Below are 25,735 nucleotides of genomic sequence, written 5' to 3' on the forward strand. Positions count from 1 at the left end.
CTCTTTTAGCCGTACTCCCTATCTTTAAATGTTATGATGAATCTGGTTCCATTTGTTCTATCAAGCTCTATTTTGCCGTCAATTTGTTCGGTTAAGTTGTTAACAAGGCGCATTCCAAGGGATTCTATGTTTTAACCATGGAACGTACTAGTGTTTCCTATAAATATATTCTCCATTCAACCATTTGACCCCCACCATCTGGGATAGATCCCTGTCAATCGACACAAGGTCATCTTTATCTAGCTTGGAGATATCATCTTTACCAACAATTCGAGTTAAGTTAGCAATTTCCTTTGTCGATAATGTTATAAAATTGGTGAGTTTTAAAACTCCCTCATCTACATCTAACTGTTTTAGAAGCTGTGGGTTTTGAGTTGTCACACCAGTTGGACAGAGTCCTGTGTAACAGATACGGTACTGTTCACAGTTTATGGCTATAAGTGCTGCTGTTCCAATATAAACTGCATCAGCACCAAGTGCAAGGCATTTTGCAAAGTCTGAGGAGCTGTGAAGACTTCCTCCTGCAATTAAAGAGACTCTATCCTTAACTCCAAGTTTCTGAAGGTGTCTGAAGGCCCGCGGCAATGCTGCAATGATGGGTAAACCCACATTGTCCCTCACATAAAGGTCTGTGGCGCCAGTACCTCCACCAAAACCGTCCAAAGATATGAAATCAACTCCAGCATCCACAAGAATTTCTAAATCTCCCTCAACATCACCACAACCTATCTTAGCACCTACAGGTGCACCTCCGGAGATCTTATGGAGCCACGAAACTTTTTCAGCCACATCTTCTGCACTTTTAATGTCCAGGTGGTGCGCTGGTGAATAAGCAGCTTCTCCAGTTTTCAAGCCCCTGATGCTGGCAACTTCAGAGTTCATCTTGCTTGCTGGAAGATAACTTCCTTTTCCAGGATATGCGCCCTGTCCAAAGCGTATTTCAATGGCTGTGGCATTTTTGAGTACATTTTCATCCACTCCGAAGCGTCCTGTTGAATACTGGACTATTCTCTGCTTTTGAGATAGTTCACTCTCCTCATCAGATATTCCCCCTTCACCAGAATTAAACCCTATATTCAGTTTGGATGCAGTTTCAGCGATTACTATCTTAACATTGGGAGATACAGCCCCAAAACTCATACCTGAAACTAGTATTGGCGATGAAACCTTGAAAGGTTTTTTAGATTTTGGACCTATACAGATCTGTGTTTTTACATCATCTTCACGGTTTAAAGGAATTTTTTTTATTTGGGCAGGCACAAAATGTAGGTCTTCAAATGAAAACGGGATTTTCTTGGTTGATCCCATGGATGTAACTATACTCTCACCAGAGGCACTCAGATCCTTGATATTCACAACGTTCTGATAAAAGGAATCATCTTCTGAAGAACCCTTTTTTCTCATTACTAATTTACCGTTTCCAACTGCCCTTTTATTGCAATAATAGATACTTTTAAGTTTATTTTCGTAATATACGGCACATGTATCACATATACAACCTTTGGCTTTAATATCTGTATTACTTGGACATTTACCGCAGTATAATATATCTCCACCACATTCTGGATAACTTGGACAGTAGGGGCAGTGACATTTTTTTCGATTTTCTTCAGAATCCTCAATTTTTGAAAGAACATCCCTTGAATCTTGAACCATGATTAAAGTCTCCTGAATTTATTTACTGAGATATTTACATCATTTTAAGAGTGTTTATTTTCCGAATTATTCTTTTTCATCCTTTTCATTGATTTATTGATATTTAAAAAAAAATTAAAAATTAACATATGTTTAATCAGATAATCTTCAGATAAATCTTCTTGGATCCGTTTCAATATCCACAATAACAGGCTTATCAGATTTAAGTGCTTTTTCAACTGCACCTGGAAGTTCATCAGGTGTTTTTACAGTTATTCCAAGACCTCCACAGTTATTTGCATAATCTGCAAAGTTGCAGTTATAAAGCTCTGTATTCCAGTTGGGATAATTTTCAACCATTTGCTCCTGCATAATCATTCCAAGCTGGCTGTTGTTAAACAAAAATACTTTTACAGGCAGTTTGTATTTTACAGCTGTCATAAATTCAGCCATTACCATGGAAAAACCGCCATCACCGGTTATACAAATAACCTGTCTTTCGGGGTATACAAGTTGGGCTGCAAGTGCTGCTGGTAGTCCAAATCCCATTGTAGCCAGATATCCTGACATGACCATTTTCTGGGTTTTTTTCATCCAGAAGTTACGGCCGAACCACCAGCAGTTCTCCCCAATATCAAGGGCAATGACTGCATCGTCTGCAAACTTTTCATTTAGAACCTTAATAATGTATTGAGGCCTAACTGGAGTTTTTGAGGGATCTGCTTCTTCTTCCAGAAGTTCGATCCATTCTTCTTTCAATTTGGATATTTCAGCAAGGTAATTGTCGTTATTTTTTTCTTTAACCATGTCTGTAAGTTTAGGTATCAACTCAGAACAGTTTCCAAGAAGCGGTACTTCAACAGGGTATCTTCGAGCTATCATCATGGGATCTATGTCGATCTGTACGGTTTTTTTCTCAGGTATCTGTGTCATCTCTGAAAATGACGATCCCGCGACTATCAAAAGATCTGTTTTTTCTACAAGAGCTGTTGAAGCTGTTGAACCTATTCCACCATGACTTCCAACGTACAAGGGGTTATATTCATCAACAATCCCCTTTGCCCTGAAAGTTGTGGTTATAGGTGCTTTTATTTTCTCTGCAAGTTCTAGAAGTTTATCGCCCTGTTCCATCGCACCAAATCCTGCTAGAATTACTGGCCTTTCTGATTCATTGATTAGGTCTGCGGCTTTTCTCAAGAGGAAGTTGGGCTGTGAAACTGATTGATTAGGCATATTACCTTTAAACGGAATAATTGGCAGATTGCAGGGTAATTTTTGAACATCGTTAGGAATTCCGAGGTGTGAAACTCCCCTATCAAGAAGTGCATGTTTGATTGCAAGGGTTGTGAGACTTGTTGTCTGGTCTTCTGACATTAAAATTTTATTAAAAACAGTTAAAGGTTCAAAAAAGGAGTACTGGTCGATTTCTTGGAATGATCCAGGTCCAATAAGCTGTCTTGTAACCATACCAGTTAAAGCAAGAACCGGGGAGTGATCAAGTTCTGCATCGTAAAGTCCTGTTGCCATATTGGTTGCTCCAGGGCCTGCGATAGTGAGACATGCTGCTATATGTCCTGTGAGTTTTCCATAGGCTGAAGCCATGAAAGCTGCTGCCTGTTCATGCCTCACCTGTATGTATCGTATTTCATCACTTTTTCGAATGGATTCAAGCACCCCAAGAGAAGATGTTCCAGGGATTCCAAATACGTATCTCACACCCCATTCATCCATTTGTTTGACAATTATATCAGCCACAGTTGTTTCTTCACCTTCTGTTTCTGTAACTCCTTCACATAGTTTTCCTTCACATAAAAAGACAAAAAAGCTTTTTGGAGAATTGCAGACAGGGCACCTCCAATCATCTGGTAGTTCATCGAATTTAACACCTTCAACATCTTCATCGTATATATGATTACATACTGTGCACCGGTACTTTGCCATTTAAACCCCCCATGGACTATGGTAAAATATATCCAGAATAATTTCTCTACTTCTATTATATACTTTTGAAATTAATAAAATCATATGTTTAAAGATTATTTGTTAATAAAAATGGGGCTGTCTTGTCGTTTTTAGAAAGAACAATTATTTTCACCAGTTTTTGGTGGTTTTTTTGATTGTCTATTAAAAAGACTTTTAAAAATCTTTTAAAAATCTACTAAAAAATTTAAAAAAATTTAAACCCTCCAAAATTCTAATTACAAAAATTGATAAAAGAGTAAATAAAGATTTAATATGGAGTGTCATGATAAAAACTCTTATAAAATCCACCAGAATAACATGGGCTTCCAAAACCGTCAATATGTATCTTCTGGTTCTTACTTATGCTTATTTTGCTAATATAATTATTACCAATCCCTATGAAATAATTGAGGGACTTATTTTAGTTTGTGTACTTTGGGGTGCATTATACAGCCTCAATGACCTCACTGATCTTGAAGTTGACAGGAAAGACAGCTCAAAAAAAGAAAGGGCTTTTATTCAGGATAATGTTGAAAAAGGATGGATAATGTTGTTTTTTGTGGTTTTGGGAGTAATAGTTTTTTTAGTTTCCTTTGCCACCATGAAACCTGAGTTTACTGTGATACTTGCGCTCATGCTTTTAAACCAGGTTATATACACAGTACCTCCAATCAGACTTAAAAACACCGTACTTGCACCTTTTGCAAGTACGGCCACAAACACGGTCTTGAGAATTGCCTCATGCTGTGTGTTACTGGGAAACATCTTTTTGGTCCCATTGAGCGTTTACTTCTTTATGTACATGGCGGGACTGGCCACGTATGTGATGTATAAATCAGAAACAGGTCAAGCAAGTATTGTAGGTGTAATAGCTGCGGTGGCGTTGGTTTATTCGTTGTATTCGGGATATATGAATTTTGTGCAGTTTGCCGTAGCAGTTCTGCCGGCTTTTTTAGCAGCAATACCTTTATATATATCTTTATTTGTGGAAAAAGATAAACTGGTTTATTTAGCAGATGTACTCTACCATCAAGTTGCAATGGTATTTTTCATTATCTGTATTCTTTATATTCTATTTTAAACTTGTTTAAGTTGTTAATTTTAAAAGAGAATCTTTTTAATCCCATATCTGAATCTTGAAAGTATTTTTCATAAATACTTTTTTATTAACTATTTTTCTTAAAAGAATTTGGATAAGAGTTTAAAAATAGAGTTTAAGATATTTTTAAAACAAATTTTATTTTAAAAGAGAATTTTAATAGAAAGGTTTAAAATTTCATTGAAATTTAAATAAAAGTATTAAAAAAGGAATTTATTCCTTAATCGATATTTAAACTTATTTTTAAACCAAAACTTGTGTTTAAAATTTAATTTAAAAGTTAAATATTAATTAAAATAACTTCCCTAATTTAACTAATGCCTTTGGTGAAACTTTTATCAGGAGTTTTATGAGTTCTTTAGTGTTTATACTGTCAAACTCAACACCCTGAAATGCTTCTGCTATAGAATCCAGTTCTCCATCTGAAAGACTTAAAAGGTACTCCTTGGTTTTTAGGTACTTGTCGAAGGATTTACCTATCTCTTCTTCACATTTTTTCTGGTATTCTTTAAGCCTATCTTCAGAGTAGTCTCCTTCCTTAACTGCTGCAGCTGCAACTTCACCTGCAAACAAACCTGCTTCCATAGCTGTGATTATTCCTCCACCTGTAAGGGGATTCACGTGGCCTGCTGCATCACCAACAATGATAAGGTTGTCTGTCGCCAGTTTTTTAATCATTCCGCCAACAGGGTCTCCGCCAACGTTTAATTCAACGGCCTGGGCGTTTTTTGTTGCGGGGCAGTTTTCAACGAACTCAACAAGGTGCTCGTAAGCACTTTTATCGGTTTCTGTTGTAATGATACCTAAACCCACGTTTGCAATGTCATCTCCTTTAGGGAAGATCCATGCATAGCCTCCAGGGGCAACGCTTCCAAAGTAAAACTCTATTGAATATGGATCTTCAAGTTCAAGGCCAGCCATTTCAAACTGGATTGCTGATTCCATATTTTTAGGTTTTGCAGCGGTTTTAAGTCCGCCCCATCTTCCAACCCTGGACTCTGGTCCATCCGCACCTATTATGATCTTGGCTTTGATCTCGAAGTCTTCGCCCATGCGTTGGCAGCTTACAATGTAACCGTTGGAATCTTTTCTCATACCTCGTGCAAGAGTTTTGATCATTATTTTTGCACCAGCACGGGCTGCATCCATTGCCATGTGTTTGTCAAAGATTTTCCTTTCCAGAATGTAGCCTGCTTCAGGAAGCTTCACACGTTCATCGTTGAGCCAAACATCGGTCCCATTTGGTGAAACAAGACGTACACCACTAAGTTCCCTTGTCACCCAGCGGCTTGATGGTTCGATTCCCAATTTCTTTAACCCTTCCTTGGAAACACCTTCTGCACATCTTTTTGGTGATCCTATCTCTGATTTTTTGTCTATCATGACCACGTCTGCACCATTTTTGGCTGCGTGTTTAGCGGCAGATGAACCGGCGGGACCGGCTCCTATTACCAGAACATCAGTTTCAATCAGTTTCATGAAAAATTCATCTCCATTACTCTTCTTTGACTAAAGCCTGCACTGGACATACTTGTATGCATATCTGGCAGTCTTTACATCCTTCTTTGTTGAATATTAAATTTGTCTCTTGGACTTCGATTAATGTGCGGGGGCATACACCTGCACATTCCCCACAATACATGCACCATTCCTTAACTATCATATTATCAACCTTCATTTAATTTCAGCATATATTTTCAGATTACCTTGTTTAAGCTTTCTTAGTATTTATAAGTTCGTTGTAGATAAAGACTTTGTAAGAAAAGAGTTCAGGATCAAAGCTTTATCTTCATTAAAATTTAATATTTGTAGTGATAACCTTTTGTTTATTAATTTTAAATTAAAAAGACGGATTAATTGAGTGATTTAAATTAAATAAACTCTTTAATTAATTAACTCAAGAAGATCTTTAATCCTCACTCTTTTTATATCAAAGTTTGTATTATATTAAATTATTTAGAAAACCCAGAATCCAAATTATTTCTAAGGAGTAGATATTTAATTTATACACATGGTTCTTTTTATATATTTTTCAATGTTTTTATTTGAACAAGTTCCACTGTTGGATGTCCAGCCAGTTGGATGTCCAGCTATAAAATAGTTTTGAGGGTCGGTCTTAAAAAGTTTGGATCGGTCTTAAAAATATATAAATTGATTTAAACTATGAACGTTTAAGCATTAAAGACATTATGCTTGGTTTTGAGTCTTGTTCTTTGGATTTAGAAGCACCAAACATCCCCATGGCAGGGGATGATAAAAACTCTTTATTTGCACGGTCTGTAATCTCTTTGAATATCATTTTATAAGCCGTACAATGTGGATCTACACCGTTAATTTCTCCTTTATTGGGAGTTATCGCGTTGTAAGGACATCCTCCTCTGCAGAATTTTATGTAGTGGCACCCGGAGCATTCCTGGTCAACGTAGTTTTTATACTCTTCAAGTAACTTTGCTGGAGCCGACTTTGCAAGGTCTTCAACTGTTGGATGGTCTCGAACGTTGCCCATAACATACTCTGGCATTCCAACAAAACGGTAACATGGATAAATACTGCCGTCAGGCCCTACAGCAAATGTATCACCCATACAATCAACATAAGTGCAGACTGTGCCTCTGCGGAGGAAAACACATTTACAAAGGTTGTCAATGTTCATAACCGTTATATCATCTATGTTCTCCAGATATTTGTCCAGAAGATAAATTAACAATTTCCCATAATCTTCAGGAGCAAGTGCCATCTTTTCGGGATTGGAATCACGTAATGAGGGTAAAGCGGGGTGTAATTTAAGGGTTAAACCATCATTGAGGAAAAAATTGAAAATATCTTCCTTAAAATTTACAGAGTGAGATGTGATGGTGGATATGAAGCTCACCTTCAGATCATGGGCTTTTGCAATTTTGTAACCTTTCATGGTTTTCTCAAAATACCCTTCTCCCCTTTGAAGGTCGTTTAAATCCTTGGGACCATCTATACTTGAACCTATGGGAATACCGTACTCATGGAAAAGTTCAGCCATCTCATCTGTGAGGTTCCATAAATTGGTTTGAAGAGCAAGAGCCGGTTTAAGATGGCTCAAACTTTCTGTTAATAAAGGCAAAGCCCTTTTGTAGAAATCATAACCCGCTAAAAGTGGTTCTCCACCATGGAACGTAAAGGTAACAGGTTCATCTCGGAAGTTTTCAAGCCATTTAACAACTTCTTCAACAGTTTCAATACTCATTAATTCAGAACCTTCCTCAGAACTCCAGCAGTAACTGCAGTTAGAAGGACAGCCCAATGTAGGAATTAGCATTACATGAAAAGCCATGAAAACACCTTCTTTTAGATTATTAAAAGTTTAAATGTGATATTTAATGGAATTATAGGTTAATTTTTTATTTATTTTTTATTTATATTTTGTGTATCCATCTTTTTTTGATTATCTTATCACTTTTTCTTAAAAAATTTGAAATATTGTTGTTTAATGGGTATTCATTACACAATTTTATCATAATTTGTACACAAAATTTTATCATAAATTGTTTCCACATATATTTTTATCCAGAAATTATTTCTAAGGTCTTATCAAGATATTTATACGTTCATAGTATAATCATATAAAAATAAATTCATTAACGGATTTCAAGATAATTTAGGAGGAAAAAATATGAAAAAATCTGTAGGAGCTAAAACTATAGTTTATCCAACACCTGCTTTTGTTGTGGGTACATATGATAAAGCAGGAAAACCTGATGTTATGACAGCTGCATGGGGAGGTATTTCAAGCTCAAATCCGCCATGTGTTTCGATTTCACTGCAAAAAGTAAGGTACACTTACGAAAATATTGTGGAAAGGGAAGCTTTTACCATAAGCATTCCTTCAGAGGAATACGTCAAGGAAACAGATTACTTTGGAATCGTATCCGGAAAAAAGGAGGATAAACTTTCTACCAGCGGACTCACAGCTGTTAAAAGCGAAATTGTAGATGCACCTTACGTTGAAGAATTCCCACTTGTACTTGAGTGCAAACTGGTCCATAAGATCGATTTAGGAATGCACACCCAGTTTACAGGAGAAATAATTGATGTTAAGGTTGATGAAAGTTATGTTGATGCAAAGGGACTTCCAGATATAACCAAAATAAAACCGTTCTTCTACGACCCTGCAGGCAGGTCTTACTATGGAGTTGGTAAAAACCTTGGACAGGCATTCAACATTGGAAAAGAGATTAAATAATATCTGAAAATTAATCTAAAATAGGGTAGAAAGATAAATAAAGATATTTTAATCCTTTTTTTAACTTTTTCAAGTGATTTTTCATTAAAATGCAAAATAAAAATTGAATAATTACGGAGCATATAAACCTTTCATAAATACAAAAACATTCTATTCATTGATTTAATGTACCATAAACTTGTTTTTGGAAGATAAAAATGGAAAATTCAGACTATATCCCTGATAAATTTGTGTTTAAATATGGTCCTGCTCTTCGTTCATACGAAGGATTTTCAATAACTCTTGAAAAAGGTAATTTGATCTATAGAGATGGGCATATACTCAGTCTAGATGAAAGGTCTTTAAATCCAACCCAAAGTCAATGGATTAAGTTTTGGAGCACTGTAGATGAAATAGGGCTCTGGAATTGGAATGAAAAATATGATTTATGCTGTTTGGATGGAGTTAAATGGAACATTCAAATATCAATCCAGGGCCATGAGATCGAGTCTGAGGGGTCAAATGACTTTCCTGATTCATTCAATGAATTTATTAAAGCCATTGAAGACTTGATTGATGAAGATATAAAACTAAATTAGACTAACTAAATAAAAACTAATATTTCAAAACTAAAATATTTCAAAAACTAATATTTAAGATTTTTTTAAGATTTTAAGATTATTGAAAAGCTATTTATTTTTATTTTAAATCAATAAATTTTTAAAAGTTCTTTTATTGTATCTAATGAATTTGAACAGGAATTGAAAATTTAAAAAAGAAAAATGGAAATCTATTTTTATTAAAATAGATTAAGCAGATATTAATTAAGCTAGCGTTAATTTGGTTGGATGACCAGCTAATTTTTCATTACCGTCTGCTGCACAGTAATCAGCATCACAAGCACTGCAGGTCCATTCACCTTCTGCAGTTCCTTTTGGGTTCCAAACAAGTGTACCATATTTATGACATTCAGGACAATAATTCAAGAATGTAACAGTGTGGTCTAAGTAGTTTCCTAATGCACCGCAGGAACATTTTGCAGTAGCTGTAACAGTTTTTGCAGTAGCTGCAATTGTACTTACAGATTTACTAGAAGTACTTGTAGCCGCAATAGTTTTGGTGCTTGCTGTTGTTTTTGTGTTTGCACTGGTTGTAGCTGTTGCTGTTGTGTTTTTTGTGGTTTTTGCTGTTTGTGTTGATGCTACTGTTGTTGTCTGGTTTGCTGCACTTTTTGTTGTTGTTTTTGTGTTGTTGTTGTTTGTGATGGGGTTTGTTCCGGTTAGTGTTTTCATTGCGTTTTCTGTTTGTGTTGATACCCATCCGTCGATTGTTATGTTAGCATCTGTTTGGAAGAGTTTTACTGCTTGTTGTGTGTATTGGCCGAAGGATCCGTCGATTGCTCCGGTGTAGTATCCTTGGTTTTTGAGCCATTTTTGTAGTTCGATTACTTGGTTTCCAGTTGCACCTATTTTTAGGCCGTTGTCGGTAACCGCGTTTGTTCCGACATTGCTTTGGTTTAAACATGTGTTTACATTATTATTTTGAATATTTTGAGTGTCAGCCGCCCCCGCAAATGGTAAGGCACTGAACAGTACACACAACACTAATGCGGTTGTGTATGTAATTTTTCGATTAATTGTACCGCCTCCACGTCCGAACATTTTTATAAGTTATGTAAGGACTTTCTTTTGGCACTCCCTTTGATAACTTCAACCTCACATATAAAGGCTTTGATCAAATCCTAAAAAAAAGGCACGCAGAGAACTCTTTTTACAATTTAAGACCATATAAACAAGTATTGAAATAGGCTGTTAACAGATTAGTCATCACAGTTTCTATTTTCAATAAAATGACACAGTCCAAACCCCATTCCCCAAAAAAACCACCAAACAAACACTTCTACAATACCCTATAATACCCGAGAACATTCCTCAAGCCCAACCACCAACATCATACCAACCATTAACCCTTGATAATACATTAAATTCAAAACAAACACCAAAAAAATTAATACAAATAAATCAAAACCCACTAAACCCTTTACCCAATTTTCACCTTTTTAGAGAAAAACAAGCCCAACAAACCCCAAATAACATCACACCATAATTAATTTAAATATTAATAATTTTTTAAGAATCTCAATGAATTAAAGATTAAAACTGTAAGTAACTGTGTAAAATATGTTGATTCCATAATGTATTAGCATTAATAATTATTTTTAATATCTAATTCCAATTTGTGAATAAAACCAATGAAAACCAATGATGCTGCATGAATTTCGTTTATTTCCTTTTATTTTACTTCCCCATTTCTACAGAAATGACGACTCGGTTCACCCTCTTTGAGGCTGTTTTCTTTCCAGATGGGACAGTCATTACATTTACAAATTCTATTAGTTTTAATATCTTTACATGTGGCTTTACCTGTTGCACAGTACACTCCTGGAACTCTATCGGGTCCCATCATCATGGGGCTGTCCAGATCTTGTTGGGTTATTAATAGCATTATTTTCAGTTTATCTTTAACGCATTGACTTTCAATTTGGACAGCGCACTTGGTGCATACACATTTTTTGATGTTTTCCATGGTAAAATCAATTTTACGCATCTCAAATCCCCAGGTACAACTTATTTTAATATTATTTTAATTTTGTAACATTTAAATCATTAATTATGTTTTATAATCCTTGCATGCATGTTTTTATGCTCCTTGCCCGTATATGGCTGCTCCAATGAAAAAAAGTACTATTCCTACGATTAAAAAACTTGTAGGCAGCAAGTTCCATCTTGCTATGTAGTGACCAAACACAAAAATTACATTTAAAATTATTATAAATGATCCTAGAGCATAAAATAAAAATCCTAACTTATTTATTGTTTTTGGGTCCATGTTTCTGGTTTAGAAATCTCTCTTTATAGAGTTATTCAAATTAAGTTTTAAATTATCTTAAGGTATCGTAAGGGAATTACTGATTATATTAAAAGATTATAGGGATTCAAACAATTTTTTGGTTTATTTCGTTTGAAAACGATGCTACTAATCTTGATATTACTAATCTTAAATTTACATTCTCTCGAGAGCGTTTTCCATGGATTTAACATGCTTGATTTCTATTTTATTATAGAATGCAAAACCTATTTCCTTGAAATACCTTATCACAGCATCTTGAGCTGGTGCTTCAACCACATATAAAATTGTATGTTCAAGTGGGGAAAAAACTCCTGTTATAACTTTTATTCCCTCTTTCCGGGCAAAATTGTCCTTTTTACTTGATAGTTCTTTAATTATAATCTTGTTTTCTTTATTAAACATGGGGCAAGATTCAACGCTGTGTTTCATATGCACACTATACATTGGCATATTCCAACCTCCTACTTGTTTAATTCTTGGTATATGTTTGTTAAAACAAAAACTTATTATTTACTATTAAAATTAATTAGATTTTAAATTCTTTAAATTAAAAAATAAGCACCATAATAACTTAAAATTATAATCATTAAATTATTCATTAATAATAACTCAATTGGAACTGTAGTGGGTTTATTTTTACTCTTTATCCTCCTCATCCCTGCGGGACTTGAATACGTACCCGCATTTAGTACAGGTCACGGCTCCTGTTGTTGCATGGGCATGATGCACAGGGTCGAGACTTCTTTTAATGGTTTTGTCTTGACAACCACATTTAGGACATTTCTCGCTTAATTTAATTTTCATAGTTTTCTCCCCTTTGATCTTGATACATTATATTGCAGATAAGGCAAATGAGCAAACTAAAAATCTACTTTAATTATATCTTTCTAATCATTTATCAAATTTTATCATTAGAACAAAGAATTAGTTAAATAGTAAACAATGATTAGAAATCAATCAATATTAATTAATGTTTGATCAATTAATTAAATATCAATGTTCAGAATAAGGATTGGGATAAAATTTACAGAATCTGAATATATTTGACCGTTGAAGGTTCAGTTTAGTATAAAAAGAAGAAAAATAAGCCAGTTAAAGTACTAAAAAGGTTTTTGAGAGGAATTTGCGGAAATTTTAAATGAATGAACTACTTTTTTTTCACTATTTTATCCATAGAATCTTTAATTGAATTAACCCATGGTTTTAAAATGTTTTTAGCATCTTCTGTAGTTTTATTTTCCTGTTTGCCGTCTCGTTTTCCCTGATCTAAGATGTTATTTTTATTAGTTATGTAATCTTCAAGCCAATCTGCTAATTCATAGTTGGATAGGTTTTTTGAATAGACCCATGCATAACCCTCATGTTCACTGCTCAAAGTGAGTTCACCTTCAACCACATTTCCAGACATTATGATGTGAACAGCCCTTATTATATGTAAATTCTGTTCAGCAGCTCCAACTACGTGATCAAGGGCTATTTTTAGTTTAGTTTCTTCATAGACTTCCCTTGTTAATGCATGGTCAAAGGATTCATCTTGATCTACTTTTCCACCGGGAAGTTCCCATTTCCCGGGATTAGTCTTGGAATCTGTAGATCTCTTGAGAATGAGAATTTTACCATTTTCATCAGTGAGAAACACTCGAACTGCAAGTCCATAAACGTGGTTTATCATTTAATCATAATCCTTTAATTTACAATCTTAAACTTGTATTATATTAGGTTTAGTTTACTTATAATGGTTAATATTTTTGAGATTAAAATATCCGTATCTCCGATTCTTTGTTTAAAAAATATAAAAAATATAAAAGAAAGAAAAAAATAGAATTTTCCTAATTTCAAGTAATTTTTAGACTAATGCCTGTTATACACATGCCTCGTTATACACATTATCTATCATTGATTGGACATCGCCTGTTTCTGTGTAGTTGTAACCATTGTTTAACATGTACTGGCCCGGATCTGTGATCCCTGTAAAACTTGATGGGGAGAAATAATCGTCATGTGATCTAGGTAACCAGTTTAAACCAGTTATCTGGACTGATGTAGAATAAAAAATAGTAAACACCTTTTTATTTCCCTTTGTTTCTTTGTACCAGGGTGTGCCCATTTCATAAAGCGTTCCTGCACATGCGCCACCGTATATATCCACTATTAATGCGTTACTTGGCACATCTTGAAGCACTGCATCATGTTCATTTGGCCCTATTCCATAATTCACAGCATAAACACCTTTTGCTTTTAAACCGTTGACTATTTCATTCACACGGCCATTATCTTCTGTTATTGAGTTTATATTGTCGCTTGTAATGTAAACGGGTCTTGTTTGAATTTCTGTGTTCTGGTTGTTATCACTACTCTGATTTGTTTCGTTGATTTGGTTTGTTTCATTACTCTTATTTCCATCGAGTGGGGTGTTGTTAGCAACTTTGTATTTGTACATGTACGCTGCATTCACAGTTGCAACGTCGTTTTCATTTAAAAGTTTGTCATTTAAATCTACTGTTGGTTGTACTTGTGGCTCAATCGGATTGCTTTCTCCAAATGCGGAGAGAATAGACAGAAACAAGCTCGCTGCAAATACCAATGCATATGTTGATTTTCTATTAATTTGATCGCCTCCAATTCCAAATTTACTTATAAAGCAATTTGGATAACACAGAGATCATAACATATTTACATATAAATCTTTTGGTCTAAAATCTGAAAAACGGCGATTATAAGGCTCTTTTTTAGATTTAAGACAAGTTTAGAAGAGATGAAAGTAACATATTTCGTAAGGCTGTTGTCTGTTTGTATTTTTGACAAACTCCAGATATTCAAACGTTATTCTAAAAAATAAACCGTTATAATTTTTATGTTTCTTTAATAACAACTGTGGGAAATTCAAATGGTTAGTTATAGGTTAATATTTTTTGATAATATGATGCTAAATGGGTTTATTTTGGATTAAATAAGTTTTATACAGCTAAAATATTAGTTTCAAGTTCTGAAAATTTGTTTCAGTCAGATTTTTGTAAGGCCCATTTTTTTATATAAAACCCTGAAAAAAGTAATATTAACAAACCTCAAAATGATAAAATTTAGATGTTATGCAGTTCATAATTCTTATCGGTGATACCCTTTATTACAAACCATAAGGCTAACCTATTTAAACTTATTAAACTGGGAAAACCGCAGTTTGCATTTGGATTATTTTTCTATTTTTGTATTGGGGCTTTGCTTGCTGTTTTATTCAATGCGGACTTTGTTTTAAGCAAATTTATACTGGGATACGTTATTCTATTTCTTGCCACACTTGCGGTACATTACCACAACGATTATTTTGATTTTGAGGCAGATCAGTACGTCACACCAACTGCAATTTCAGGTGGTAGTGGAGTCCTGGTTGAAAATCCACAGTGGAGGGAGTTATCAAAAAGGATAGCAATCAGCATTATAGGGTTATCCATACTTTTTGCCGTAATTTTTACAGTTATATTTTCTTACACAATATGGTTTTTATTGTTTGTCATTTTTGGAAACCTTTTAGCGTGGTTCTACGCTGCTCCTCCTGTTAAACTATCCTATAGAGGATTAGGAGAATTTGGAAATACTGCAATTGGTATTTTATTTCCCGCCATGGGCTATTTTGCATTAATGGGAACATTAGACCTTCCATTTTTGGTTTTCATTATGCCCTTAATCTTTTTACAGTTAATATTCACAATCAGTGTTGAGATCCCTGATATGGAGGGGGATAAGCTGGGTGGTAAAGTTACCTGGATTGTGTCACGCGGTCGTGGTTTTGGTTTCAAGTTGATTGCATTTTCCGGCTTTATGGTAACTGTTTCATTTCTTATTATTTCTTTTACAAACTTATTTCCACTTAATTTAGATTTTAGAATACTTGCACTGTTTTCGTTGATTCCACTGAGTTTAGGGATTGTAGAATTAATAAAAAAACCGTTGGATAAGGTATCTGCCACAAAATTTGCAACTTACAACCTTGTTTCCATATTTACAGTTTTAATCTTAATTAACTGCTATTTAATCTACATATTGGGATGATCTTAAATTATTTGAATAGATTAATTGTTGAGAAGGTTAGTCATTAGAGAAAGGTTAGTCATTAGAAAGATCTTAATTGAGTAAAGGGTTGTCAAAATGGATAAAGACCAAAGAGAGTTCCTGATTTATAACGATTTCACGGCTGACACATTATTTAAAGTTATTAAGTTAGGCAGGCCCCAGTATTTAGTTGGTAACTTTCTTCTTTTCACCATGGGAGCTTTGCTTGCTGTTTTATTCAGTGCGGACTTTGTTTTAAGTAAGTTCTTACTGGGATACTCTGTTTTGTTCACGGCTCATCTTGCAGTTCACTACAGTAACGATTATTTTGATTTTGATACTGACCATTACAACGCACCAACTGCAATTTCAGGTGGTAGTGGAATTCTGGTTGAAAATCCTGAATTGAGAGAGTTTTCAAAATGGTTTTCTATTTTTCTTGTAGGTTTATCTCTGGCTCTTACAGCAGCTTTTACGATTATTTTTAATTATCCCCTATCTTTCTTCCTGTTCCTGTTATTTGGAAACCTTCTGGCATGGTTTTACACGGCTCCTCCTGTCAAACTGGTTTACAGAAGGTTGGGGGAAGTTGCAAACATGGTTGCAGTTGTCATATTTTTAGGAACAGGCTACTTTGCCCTAATGGGGACATTAGACCTTCCATTTTTTATTTTTACAGTTCCAGTAATCTTTTTACAGTTAATCTTTATCAATAGCTTTGAGATCCCTGATATGGAGGGTGATAAGCTGGGTGGTAAGGTTACCTGGATTGTGTCACGTGGCCGTGGTTTTGGTTTTAAGTTGATTGCGGTTTCAGGATTTCTGGCTACTTTTTCGTTTCTTGTTATCTCATTTACGAATTTGTTTCCTTCAACCCTGGATTTTAGGGTGCTTGCACTTATTTCGTTGATTTCTTTGAGTTTAGGGATTGTGGAGGTGGTGAAAAAACCTTTGGATAGGGTATCTGCAACGAAATTTGCCAGTATTAACGTTGCATCACTTTTCATCATGTCGATTTTAATTAACTGTTACTTGATCTATCTCCTAAAATGAAACTTCAGTTAAGTCAAGACATCTCAAAGATCCTTAAAAATAGGAAGTTTAATTAATCTAATTGTTTATTGGTAGTTTAATAAACGGTAGTTTAATAACATGTCTTGTGTGGTAAACCCGTATATTTAGGATAACTTGATGAACTGATACTTTTTGAGGTTTATTTGTGAGTGTAAATAATGGTGTTAGAACTTCGGATTTTGTTTCCAGGATCTCTCTGGAAATTCCCTCTGACGGTATAACATTTAAAGATTTTCTGGAACTTATAGGAGAACAAGGATTTTTAATGTCATGTATTATCCTGGTGGCTCCTTTTTTACTTCCAGTATCAATTCCAGGGAGTAGTTTGCCATTTGGATTGGCCATAATCTTAATAAATATGGGCATACTGTTCAATAGGCATCCTCTGCTCCCTAAACGTGTTATGGAATATAAAATATCCCAAGATAATATGCTACGTATTTTAAATGGAATGGTTCGTGTTTTGACAACTTTAGAAAAGTTTACAAAGCAACGTTCTATGTTTTTGTTTAATACGCAGGTCATGAAGTATGTAAACAGTTTAATAATAATTTTTTGTGCATTTTTGCTGATGTTACCATTGCCAGTTCCTTTAACAGATTTTTTACCAGCTTATGGGATTCTTTTTTTGGCGGTTGGTTCGCTTGAGCGTGATGGATACTTGATTTTTGCAGGCTACCTCTTGGTGATTATAACTACCATTTACTTCAGTTTGATAGCAATACTTGGACTAAGCGGAATGAAAATTATTTTAGCCCATTTAGGGTTGCCTTACTAAACTTGGGAATATAAATGCGAGGATATGGCTAATCTAAGGTATGATTGTTAAGATTAAAAAATTAAATTTATTTATCTAATTCCAATGGGGTTTGAGGTTTTTAAAGAATTATAACCAAATCTTAAAGGTATAAGTGGGATGATAATAATATTAGAAATATAGCAAATAGTATTTATGAACTAGAGTATCCCATGGAGGTTAAGTGATGTCAGAGGAAAATGTAGTATACATCGGAAACAAACCAGTAATGAACTATGTGTTAGCAGTTGTGACTCAGATGAATTCAGGAATCCCCGAAGTCATGTTGAAGGCCAGAGGAAGAGCTATAAGTAGAGCAGTGGATGTTGCAGAAATTGTAAGGAACAGGTTCATAACAGACTTGGAACTTGGAACTATAAACATTTCCACAGAGGAAATGACGAACAAAGAAGGATCAAACAGCAACGTTTCAGCCATAGAAATACAGCTTTGCAAAGTAAAAGAATAAAGAATCAAATGAATTTTTATTTTAATTTTTTAAGTCAATATACACCTTTAATTATCATTTGATAATTCATTCTTTTTTATTTTAGGGATTTAATACGTTAAGTAAATGCCCAGTACCACCATCACTATGAAATACAATATATTTGTGAAAACTATCAAATAATAAATCAAAGTTTTTATCTGGCCTAATGTGGCTAATGGATCTGTTATTTTATTGTTTGCAACACTTTCAAAGAATTTTTGAGAGAATACAACGGCGCAGATAGGAATGATTATTAAATAAAGGGGATTATCAATAAAATAACCTAAAAATTTCATTATATCTTGAAATGCCCATAAAAGGAACAATAAAATGAATGATATGAAATATAACCCACATATAGCATAAACTCTCTTCATTTCCCTGATGGTGTTTACCTTTTTGGTTCTCTGGAAGTAATAAAGTAATCCTGATAATATTAAAGCAATTACTGCCATTAAAGTGAAAGGCAGATAACTGTAGATGAAACCGAATTCTATTGGAAAAATCGTGAAGGTCAAAATGATAAATGCAGAGTTAGTAACGAGATTTTTAGGGTCGTAGGACTTTATCTTTTGGTCGCGTTTTTTTAAGTAACTCTGCTTCTCCCCACGCTTTATGTCGTTGTAAATTTCAATTCCTTTATCTGATTTCTGTTTTTCTATTACTGAATCATTCACATACAAATTTGATTCATTATCATCAATTTCAATTTCTTCGGCATAATCCAATTTACCCCCGCATTGACACCTTTCAAAGTCTTCGGGAAGTTCTCCTTCTTCCAGTTCGTAGTATCCTCCACAGCTTTCACATATAAGATAACCCATTTAAACCACTCGTTTTAGGGGTTATAATGAAGATATTAATATTATTTGTTATTTTAATCCGGCAACGCTCATGTAATATTATATTATGAAAAATTATAAAAAATATGGGTTTGATAATAATAGTGAGGTAACAAAATGCTGTCAAAAATACCAATAGAAATTGGAAAAATAAAAAAAGCAGATTTAGATAAAGAAATATTAAGAGCAGCCATAATAGGAGAACTTGATGCCATAAATCTTTACGAAGAACTTGCAAATATGACAGATAGTGAGGATCTCAAGGCAGTTCTTTTAGATGTGGCCCAAGAAGAAAAAACCCATGTAGGTGAATTCCAGGCCCTGCTGTTAAGAAAAGATGAAGAACAGGTAATAGAACTACAAAAAGGTAAAAAAGAGGTAGAAGAGTTGACAGGAACTAAATAGTTTCTTAAAAAGAACACTAAATGTTTCTAGCAATGAAATGATTCATCTTATTAGTTCAACATAATTAAATTAATTTATTTACTATTTTATTCACATTTTTTTATTAGTTTTGGTTTGTAAGTTGTATCTGTTAGAGGTAAAAATGGCGTTAAATAGGAGTGTTATTGATGGGCAATTCAAATCTTGAGAATTATGAAAAAATCTTTTCTCCGGGAAATATTGGAAAATTAGAAATACCCAACAGGTTAGTGGTCCCTGCAATGGTTACAGGGTATGCAAACAAAGACGGTACAGTAAATGAACGTTTTATAAGTTACCATAAAGCCAGAGCCGAAGGTGGATGGGGATTAATAATAACTGAAAATTACAGAGTCAATGAAAACGCAGGAGCCTCCCTTAATCGCCTTGGTTTGTGGAATGATAACCAAATTGAAACCCATAAAACTCTTACAGATACTGTTCACAAACATGGAGCTAAAATTGCCGTTCAGATATATCATGCAGGCAGGCAAACAACAAAAGAGATAAATGGCAAACAGCCAGTTGCACCATCCCCAATTCCAGATCCCTCTATTGGAGAAGTACCACATGAACTCACACTAACGGAAATAGAAGAAATTATTAATCAATTTGCAGAAGCATCTTTAAGGGCCAAAAAAGCAGGTTTTGATGCAATAGAAATTCATGGAGCACATGGATACCTCATATGTCAATTTCTCTCCCCGTTTTCAAACAAAAGAACCGATAAATACGGTGGTAACTTAGTTAATAGGTCACGATTTGCAGTTGAAATAGTTAATGTGGTTAGAGAAAAAGTAGGTGGAGATTATCCTCTAATTTTCCGTATGTCCGTAGATGAAATGGTTTATGGTGGCATTACAATTGAAGATTCCAAGATAATAGCACAGAAACTTGAAAAGGCAGGAGTAAATGCAATTCACGCTTCGGTGGGGGTCGGTGCATCTTCACAGTACATAGTAACTCCAGCTTCAGTTCCCCACGGATGGACAGCAGATTATGCAGCCCAAATAAAATCAGTTGTAAACATCCCTGTAATCACAGTAAACCATATAAACCATCCAGATATCGCAGAATCAATTCTAAAATCTGGAAGAGCAGATTTTGTAGCAATGGGACGGGCTTCTCTTGCAGATCCTGAACTTCCAAACAAAACAAAAGCTGGAAAGATAAGTGATATCAATCTTTGCATAGGTTGTTTACAACGATGTATAGGTAATGTAATGAAAGGAAATCCCGTAGGATGCCTTGTAAACCCTGAATGCGGTCGAGAAAAAGATTTAACCATTAAAAAAGCTCCTTCAAAAAAGAAAGTTCTTATTGTAGGTGGCGGAGTTGCAGGAATGGAAACAGCTATTGTTTCTGCTAAAAGAGGACATGAAGTGCATATTTACGAAAAAAATGACATGCTTGGAGGACAGTGGCTTCTTGCAGCAATGCCTCCAGGAAAAGAAGAGTACAACTCACTTGTAACATGGCAGAAACAACAAATAGAAAAATTAGGAATCACCGTAAATCTAAATTCACCCGTGGATAATGGGATAATTCAGGAAATAAATCCAGATGTTCTGATTGTAGCAGCAGGATCCGAACAAGTTCCAGTTAATATTCCAGTATGTGAACGTGAAAATGTATCTTACACAAATGATGTTCTTGCGGGCAAAACAAGTGTTGGTAGAAAAGTTATTGTGATTGGAGGGGGTTTAGGAGGCCCTCAAACTGCAGCACATCTGGCAGTTAACGGACATCAGGTTACATTAATTACAAAAATGTCTGAGATATCTTCAAAACTTGAACCTGGAAATCGTTTCTTTTTACTTAAATTACTGGATGAGTACGATGTAAATATAAAGACAGGCACTGAGATCAACGAAATAACCTCAGATGGGGTTATTATAACCAATGAAAATGGAAAAGAGACTCTCAAAGGATATGACTCAATTATCATTTCAAGCAGGCTCAAACCAGTTAAACTTGAAACACTTGAAAAACAGCTTAAACATGTAAAAGAGGTAATCACGATTGGAGATGCAAAAGAAGTTGGGGATGGAGCAGATGCAATAACTGCAGGATATGAAGCGGGAATTAGCCTTTAAATAATATTATTCCTTTTTACCAGTTTTTAAGTTTTATTGACTTAATTAATTATTAAAATTAGTTTGCATTAATATTGGATGGTATCTTATGAACGTTAACATAACAAATATATGGATTTAAATGAATAATTCAATCAGGTGATATCATGGATGATAAAGAAAAAGTAATTAAAGCTTTCAAAGAATCTGAAGAACCTTTAAACGCCACTAAAGTCAGCCAAATCTCAGGTGTAGAGAAAAAAGAAGTTGACAAAATAATGAAAGAACTTAAAAAAGATGAGACTCTTTATTCTCCTAAAAGGTGCTACTGGGCCTTAAAAGAATAGATAAACACTATTTTTTATTTTTAGGCTATACTTTAAGGATAATATTTCCTAACAGATTCCCATGAGTTTCAGAAAGTGTACCTGAAGTACATGATGAGTTTAAACAATGAATTCAGTTTAAATTAGAGGATCTGGTATTTTAGCGTTAGGTTTATCTTTTAATCCCCCAATTTTTTCAATCCTTCTTTTTAAGAACTTTTCTCCAGATTCAGTAACTCCATAGATTGGTATTGATGCACCGGCTGTGAAAATATTCCTTTTTTCACCTACTTCTTTGATATATTTAGATGCACAGCCTGTTATAATATCTGCATAACTAAATAGCTCTTCTGCTTCCTCTTTGGACATTCCACTTACATGTGCAGCGAATATGTAAATATTAACTCCTTCATACTTTTTTTCAATCTCTTTAAGTGTTTTTGAGTCTTCTGCAGATATAACTGAAACTGCAATATTCTTGTAACCTGTTTTAATAGCTTTTAAAACACCTTCAATCTGATTAATTTCAGCAGTTTCAGGATTAAGAACATTTTCAGGTCCAATTGTGTCTATAATTTTAGTGATTGGGGATGTGCTTAAAAATGCGGATATTCTACCTGCCATACCTTGAACAAGCTCAGGCTCAGTTACGATCACTGTTCCGCATCCTTCACTAACAATAACTGCACAATCAATTATATTTTCATCGAGAAGAGTTCCTAATGTTTCTGAAACTCCGAATGATAAAAAATCCTTCATGCGCAATTTTCTTTCAGGAGTACACATTCCAAAATCTTTAATCCTAAATTCTATATTTTTTTGTGCAGCTTCAGATGTAATCTCCTTAATTCCTCTGTGTTTATCAAAAAGGGGGCAGTAATTAATTCGTGGTTCTCCTACCTCAACAACTTTCCCATCTCTTATGACGATCCTTGTTTTTCCGAGTGCTTCAATAACATGTTCATCCATATTAATCCCCCGTTAAAATCATCTAATATCTAAAGATGAGATACGATTTAATTCTTATTAAACTTAATCTTCTAAAACAGATTTGAGTATACAAAAACGTACATTAACATCTTGCATTGGAAAGTTTGGTTAGAATTGACAAGTATTTTTAAATTAAGTTTTTATATTATTTGTCTATTAATATGACTAAGGGGGATTTAAAAATAGAAGAAAAAAAGAATTACTTACGTTTACAGATTTTTGGTTTAATATGGCTTATACTGGGGTTATGGGCTATAATTGATCGTTCTTTTACAGGCCCAGTACTTGCTGCTTTGGGTATAATAATGACTACAGCAATTACATTTATGAGTAAAAAGTATTATAATAAACTGATTTATACTACAATTATATTATTGGCTTTAGCAATGCTGTTAATAGGAGAATATCTTTTAGCACCAACGCAAAACATATTATTTTACATATTAATTATAATAATGGCTATAGCTCTTTTTTTAATGGCTTTCTATTTAATTCCTGAAGATCGTCAAACTAAAAGAGAGAAAATATTATCATGGACTGGATTAATTTCATTTTTACTAATCTCATCCCTATTATATGGTTTAATTCACAATGATTTTACAAGAACACTTATTTTTGGAGTAATCCTGTTAATTATAGTTAGTACCCTCCTTTTAATTCGCATAAATGGATTTAAAGATAATGTACTAAAAACAGTTGAAATACTAAAGGTAAAATTATCAAAATCCCATATAAATTATGGGGCAATAATATTAGGCTCAGTAGTACTAATCATAAGTGAATTCATGTTTGCTATCTTTTTTGGACCATATTCAGCTTTTATATCTGCCTTTTTAATGGCGTGCACAGTTAAATATATGACAGAAGGTTTTAAGGAGTTTTTGGTAAATTTTGTAATCACTATCTTTATAGTTTACGCGGGGTTTCTTATCCTTTTACAATAATTCTTTAAATTGTGGGATAGTACTCATCTCCAAAAGATGAAATATCTCGTAATGGTAAATATTAAACCATTTTAACTATTTTTTCATTTTAGCTTGGGTTGATCCAAACATTTATACTAACTGTATGTACTTATCTTTCGATATGGGGAAGTCCGGAGATTTAAGTTTCAAAAAAAATATCATAGAATTTATTTGCAAGGATGATCTGCACCTGCTGAGCACAACTTAAGTAAAAACACAGCTTTAAAAATGCAAATGAAAGGATTGAAAAAACTGAAAAATAATGTTTAAAGAAACTTTTATAAATAATCCTGATAAATAAATGATTATAATTATAAATACAGCTTTTAAAGAAGTTAGGGTTAGTTCGAAGCCATAAAAACACTCCGTTGAAAATAGGAAAGTCACAGGTTAAAAATTTAATTTTATTTGAGTTGATAAAATGGAATGGAAGATTATAGGGTTAAGTGCCATGGTTAATGCTGTTTTAACAGTAGTATTGTCTTTAATCTTTTTCCCTCTCTCTTTTTTAGGCCCACTTACTGGAGGGTTTTTAGTATCCTATTTTAGCAGAGGATACGAAGAGTATTACGATAAAATAGATGAAAAAGATGGAGCTGTTTTAGGGGCAATTTCCGGATTAGTCGGTGGTTTAATCATAGGTTTACTATTCATTTTAGGCTTTGGAAATATAAGTGCCGTTATGGGGTTAATATTCTCTAAAATAGGAACAATAGCAAGCAATACATTAATCACAGTATTTATCCTTGTTGAACTCTCAATACTTATTAGCTTTGTTTTAGGAGTAATAGGAGGAATCATTGGAGTTATTTGTCAAAGAATAAATAATGTGTGTTGATTGAAATGAAACAAAAAGCATCATTAATTAATCTTTTATGGATTATTCCAATAATCCTAGTATATTTACAACATCCAGAATACACAATATTAGCTGGTTTCGGTATATGGGTATTTATAACCTCTTTATTTGAAATTAAAAACTATCAAAATAAACTTTATCTTGCAATAAATGCATTAATTTTGGCAATTTTCTTAATATTAACCTACTTTCAGCTATCATTACCATTATACTCTGGAAACAAGTTAATTAGTTATATTTTAGCAATACTTTTCACATTAACGATTATTATCAGCACATACGACTTAACTCATGATTATAAAATCTCAAAAATTCTTCAAATGAATAATACAAGCCCCTTAGTTAAAGATATTATAGCTATTATCCTTTTAATTACAGGTTTAATTGTTGGATTATGGTTAGGATTATACTATTTTTGATTCCAATAACAAATGTATATTAGATATTGATACAGGAAAAGTGAGGTTTATGGATATTCTGATTGCCGAAGGTGAATATAAAACTGTTTCAGATTTAAAAACTATTTTAGAAAGATTAGGCATTAAAGTGGTTGCTGTAGTTTCCAGTGGCGAGGAAGCAATACAAAAAGCAGGAGATCTGAGCCTTGATCTAATTTTAATCAACATAAACTTAAAGGGCAAAATGAACGGTGTGGAAGCTGCAAACAAAATAGCAGATCTTTATAAGATTCCAATTATATTCTTAGCTGTTTTTATTAAAAACTGTCTGATCAAATCGTTACAACTACCAGAAGATGCTATTGTTTTAAGTAAACCTCTAAGGCAGGAAAAGTTAGAATATTGTATTTCAAGAGTTTTTTCAGACAACTAAGTATTTCAAACACACCCGCAATAAATGCAGGGATGCCTGAGGAAATTAGAGAGCACATGATGGGTCATACTTAAAAGATAAGATTCGTGAAGCATACTTCCCGCAGATCCAGATGAGTATTTATGGTTATTTTTGAGTGAGGGGAGTAGGAGTTTCCCCTCACAATACCAGAGTTATGTAATGGAATGCATATCGATACATTATTTGTAATATTAA

At 33.9% G+C, this 25,735-nt stretch carries 27 protein-coding genes; 14 read left to right on the forward strand and 13 right to left on the reverse strand.

Going from position 1 to position 25,735, the window contains the following annotated elements:
- Positions 1 to 147: 147 nt before the first annotated feature.
- Together MSWAN_RS03015 and MSWAN_RS03020 are read right to left on the reverse strand one after the other, a co-directional pair.
- On the reverse strand, positions 148 to 1,656 hold the full coding sequence (locus MSWAN_RS03015) for a glutamate synthase-related protein (RefSeq protein ID WP_013825141.1): 1,509 nt from the start codon (positions 1,654 to 1,656) through the stop codon (positions 148 to 150).
- Positions 1,657 to 1,803: 147 nt separating this feature from the next.
- Entirely contained in the window at positions 1,804 to 3,576 is a 1,773-nt protein-coding gene (locus MSWAN_RS03020) for a thiamine pyrophosphate-dependent enzyme (protein ID WP_013825142.1), read from the reverse strand.
- 304 nt (positions 3,577 to 3,880) lie between these two features.
- Here MSWAN_RS03020 and MSWAN_RS03025 point away from each other — a divergent pair, with 304 nt between their 5' ends.
- On the forward strand, positions 3,881 to 4,678 hold the full coding sequence (locus MSWAN_RS03025; protein WP_013825143.1) for a UbiA family prenyltransferase: 798 nt from the start codon (positions 3,881 to 3,883) through the stop codon (positions 4,676 to 4,678).
- A gap of 309 nt (positions 4,679 to 4,987) precedes the next feature.
- Here the strand turns inward: MSWAN_RS03025 and MSWAN_RS03030 are convergent, their stop codons facing one another.
- The 3 genes from MSWAN_RS03030 to MSWAN_RS03040 form a co-directional block, all read right to left on the reverse strand.
- Positions 4,988 to 6,169, reverse strand: a complete 1,182-nt coding sequence (locus MSWAN_RS03030) for an NAD(P)/FAD-dependent oxidoreductase (RefSeq protein WP_048188233.1) — start codon at positions 6,167 to 6,169, stop codon at positions 4,988 to 4,990.
- A 22-nt stretch (positions 6,170 to 6,191) separates the two neighbouring features.
- Positions 6,192 to 6,359 carry a 4Fe-4S binding protein gene (locus tag MSWAN_RS03035; protein WP_013825145.1) on the reverse strand — a complete coding sequence of 56 codons (168 nt, stop codon included), beginning with the start codon at positions 6,357 to 6,359 and terminating at the stop codon, positions 6,192 to 6,194.
- Positions 6,360 to 6,857: 498 nt separating this feature from the next.
- Positions 6,858 to 8,003, reverse strand: a complete 1,146-nt coding sequence (locus MSWAN_RS03040; RefSeq protein ID WP_013825146.1) for a TIGR04083 family peptide-modifying radical SAM enzyme — start codon at positions 8,001 to 8,003, stop codon at positions 6,858 to 6,860.
- Between the two features lie 339 nt (positions 8,004 to 8,342).
- Here MSWAN_RS03040 and MSWAN_RS03045 point away from each other — a divergent pair, with 339 nt between their 5' ends.
- Both MSWAN_RS03045 and MSWAN_RS03050 read left to right on the forward strand, forming a co-directional pair.
- A complete protein-coding gene (locus MSWAN_RS03045; protein WP_013825147.1) occupies positions 8,343 to 8,912 on the forward strand; it encodes a flavin reductase family protein in 570 nt (189 codons plus the stop codon).
- Between the two features lie 197 nt (positions 8,913 to 9,109).
- Complete coding sequence (locus MSWAN_RS03050; protein ID WP_013825148.1) at positions 9,110 to 9,490, forward strand: hypothetical protein; 381 nt, start codon at positions 9,110 to 9,112, stop codon at positions 9,488 to 9,490.
- Positions 9,491 to 9,715: 225 nt separating this feature from the next.
- Here the strand turns inward: MSWAN_RS03050 and MSWAN_RS03055 are convergent, their stop codons facing one another.
- From MSWAN_RS03055 to MSWAN_RS03085, 6 genes are all read right to left on the reverse strand, one after another.
- The gene (locus MSWAN_RS03055; protein ID WP_013825149.1) at positions 9,716 to 10,552 is read right to left on the reverse strand and encodes a peptidoglycan-binding domain-containing protein; all 837 of its coding nucleotides are present in this window, start codon (positions 10,550 to 10,552) and stop codon (positions 9,716 to 9,718) included.
- Positions 10,553 to 11,183: 631 nt separating this feature from the next.
- Complete coding sequence (locus MSWAN_RS03060) at positions 11,184 to 11,498, reverse strand: DUF2769 domain-containing protein (protein WP_013825150.1); 315 nt, start codon at positions 11,496 to 11,498, stop codon at positions 11,184 to 11,186.
- A 456-nt stretch (positions 11,499 to 11,954) separates the two neighbouring features.
- Entirely contained in the window at positions 11,955 to 12,251 is a 297-nt protein-coding gene (locus MSWAN_RS03070; protein WP_013825152.1) for a hypothetical protein, read from the reverse strand.
- A 186-nt stretch (positions 12,252 to 12,437) separates the two neighbouring features.
- Positions 12,438 to 12,605, reverse strand: a complete 168-nt coding sequence (locus tag MSWAN_RS03075; RefSeq protein ID WP_013825153.1) for a TIGR04165 family Cys-rich peptide — start codon at positions 12,603 to 12,605, stop codon at positions 12,438 to 12,440.
- A gap of 343 nt (positions 12,606 to 12,948) precedes the next feature.
- Positions 12,949 to 13,473 (reverse strand): NUDIX hydrolase, encoded by a 525-nt coding sequence (locus MSWAN_RS03080; protein ID WP_013825154.1) that lies wholly within the window; start codon positions 13,471 to 13,473, stop codon positions 12,949 to 12,951.
- A 189-nt stretch (positions 13,474 to 13,662) separates the two neighbouring features.
- On the reverse strand, positions 13,663 to 14,367 hold the full coding sequence (locus MSWAN_RS03085) for a hypothetical protein (protein WP_161597480.1): 705 nt from the start codon (positions 14,365 to 14,367) through the stop codon (positions 13,663 to 13,665).
- Positions 14,368 to 15,017: 650 nt separating this feature from the next.
- On the opposite strand from MSWAN_RS03085, the gene MSWAN_RS03090 reads away from it, so the two are divergent.
- From MSWAN_RS03090 to albA, 4 genes are all read left to right on the forward strand, one after another.
- Positions 15,018 to 15,848: a prenyltransferase gene (locus MSWAN_RS03090; protein WP_265101173.1), complete on the forward strand. Its 831-nt coding sequence runs from the start codon at positions 15,018 to 15,020 to the stop codon at positions 15,846 to 15,848.
- Between the two features lie 96 nt (positions 15,849 to 15,944).
- The gene (locus MSWAN_RS03095; RefSeq protein WP_013825156.1) at positions 15,945 to 16,901 is read left to right on the forward strand and encodes a prenyltransferase; all 957 of its coding nucleotides are present in this window, start codon (positions 15,945 to 15,947) and stop codon (positions 16,899 to 16,901) included.
- 166 nt (positions 16,902 to 17,067) lie between these two features.
- On the forward strand, positions 17,068 to 17,700 hold the full coding sequence (locus MSWAN_RS03100) for an exopolysaccharide biosynthesis protein (RefSeq protein WP_013825157.1): 633 nt from the start codon (positions 17,068 to 17,070) through the stop codon (positions 17,698 to 17,700).
- A gap of 205 nt (positions 17,701 to 17,905) precedes the next feature.
- A complete protein-coding gene (albA, locus tag MSWAN_RS03105; protein WP_013825158.1) occupies positions 17,906 to 18,187 on the forward strand; it encodes a DNA-binding protein Alba in 282 nt (93 codons plus the stop codon).
- A gap of 89 nt (positions 18,188 to 18,276) precedes the next feature.
- Here albA and MSWAN_RS03110 read toward each other — a convergent pair whose 3' ends face one another.
- Positions 18,277 to 19,032, reverse strand: a complete 756-nt coding sequence (locus MSWAN_RS03110; RefSeq protein WP_013825159.1) for a hypothetical protein — start codon at positions 19,030 to 19,032, stop codon at positions 18,277 to 18,279.
- A gap of 135 nt (positions 19,033 to 19,167) precedes the next feature.
- Between MSWAN_RS03110 and MSWAN_RS03115 the strand changes: the two genes are divergently transcribed.
- The 3 genes from MSWAN_RS03115 (at position 19,168) to MSWAN_RS03125 (ending at position 21,895) form a co-directional block, all read left to right on the forward strand.
- Positions 19,168 to 19,455 carry a ferritin family protein gene (locus MSWAN_RS03115; RefSeq protein WP_013825160.1) on the forward strand — a complete coding sequence of 96 codons (288 nt, stop codon included), beginning with the start codon at positions 19,168 to 19,170 and terminating at the stop codon, positions 19,453 to 19,455.
- Positions 19,456 to 19,622: 167 nt separating this feature from the next.
- A complete protein-coding gene (locus MSWAN_RS03120) occupies positions 19,623 to 21,569 on the forward strand; it encodes an oxidoreductase (RefSeq protein WP_013825161.1) in 1,947 nt (648 codons plus the stop codon).
- Positions 21,570 to 21,715: 146 nt separating this feature from the next.
- Positions 21,716 to 21,895, forward strand: a complete 180-nt coding sequence (locus tag MSWAN_RS03125; protein ID WP_013825162.1) for a hypothetical protein — start codon at positions 21,716 to 21,718, stop codon at positions 21,893 to 21,895.
- Between the two features lie 117 nt (positions 21,896 to 22,012).
- On the opposite strand, the gene MSWAN_RS03130 is transcribed toward MSWAN_RS03125, so the two are convergent.
- Positions 22,013 to 22,843: a methanogenesis marker 8 protein gene (locus MSWAN_RS03130; protein ID WP_013825163.1), complete on the reverse strand. Its 831-nt coding sequence runs from the start codon at positions 22,841 to 22,843 to the stop codon at positions 22,013 to 22,015.
- 182 nt (positions 22,844 to 23,025) lie between these two features.
- Here MSWAN_RS03130 and MSWAN_RS03135 point away from each other — a divergent pair, with 182 nt between their 5' ends.
- From MSWAN_RS03135 to MSWAN_RS03150, 4 genes are all read left to right on the forward strand, one after another.
- Complete coding sequence (locus tag MSWAN_RS03135) at positions 23,026 to 23,808, forward strand: hypothetical protein (RefSeq protein ID WP_013825164.1); 783 nt, start codon at positions 23,026 to 23,028, stop codon at positions 23,806 to 23,808.
- A 442-nt stretch (positions 23,809 to 24,250) separates the two neighbouring features.
- Complete coding sequence (locus tag MSWAN_RS03140) at positions 24,251 to 24,667, forward strand: DUF5518 domain-containing protein (RefSeq protein ID WP_013825165.1); 417 nt, start codon at positions 24,251 to 24,253, stop codon at positions 24,665 to 24,667.
- Positions 24,668 to 24,672: 5 nt separating this feature from the next.
- Complete coding sequence (locus tag MSWAN_RS03145) at positions 24,673 to 25,107, forward strand: hypothetical protein (protein ID WP_013825166.1); 435 nt, start codon at positions 24,673 to 24,675, stop codon at positions 25,105 to 25,107.
- A 49-nt stretch (positions 25,108 to 25,156) separates the two neighbouring features.
- Positions 25,157 to 25,519, forward strand: coding sequence for a response regulator (locus MSWAN_RS03150; protein WP_013825167.1), 363 nt, complete (start codon positions 25,157 to 25,159; stop codon positions 25,517 to 25,519).
- The last annotated feature ends 216 nt before the right edge of the window (positions 25,520 to 25,735 follow it).

Origin of the sequence: Methanobacterium paludis (assembly GCF_000214725.1) — an archaeon.
In the GTDB taxonomy this organism is placed as follows: domain Archaea; phylum Methanobacteriota; class Methanobacteria; order Methanobacteriales; family Methanobacteriaceae; genus Methanobacterium_C; species Methanobacterium_C paludis.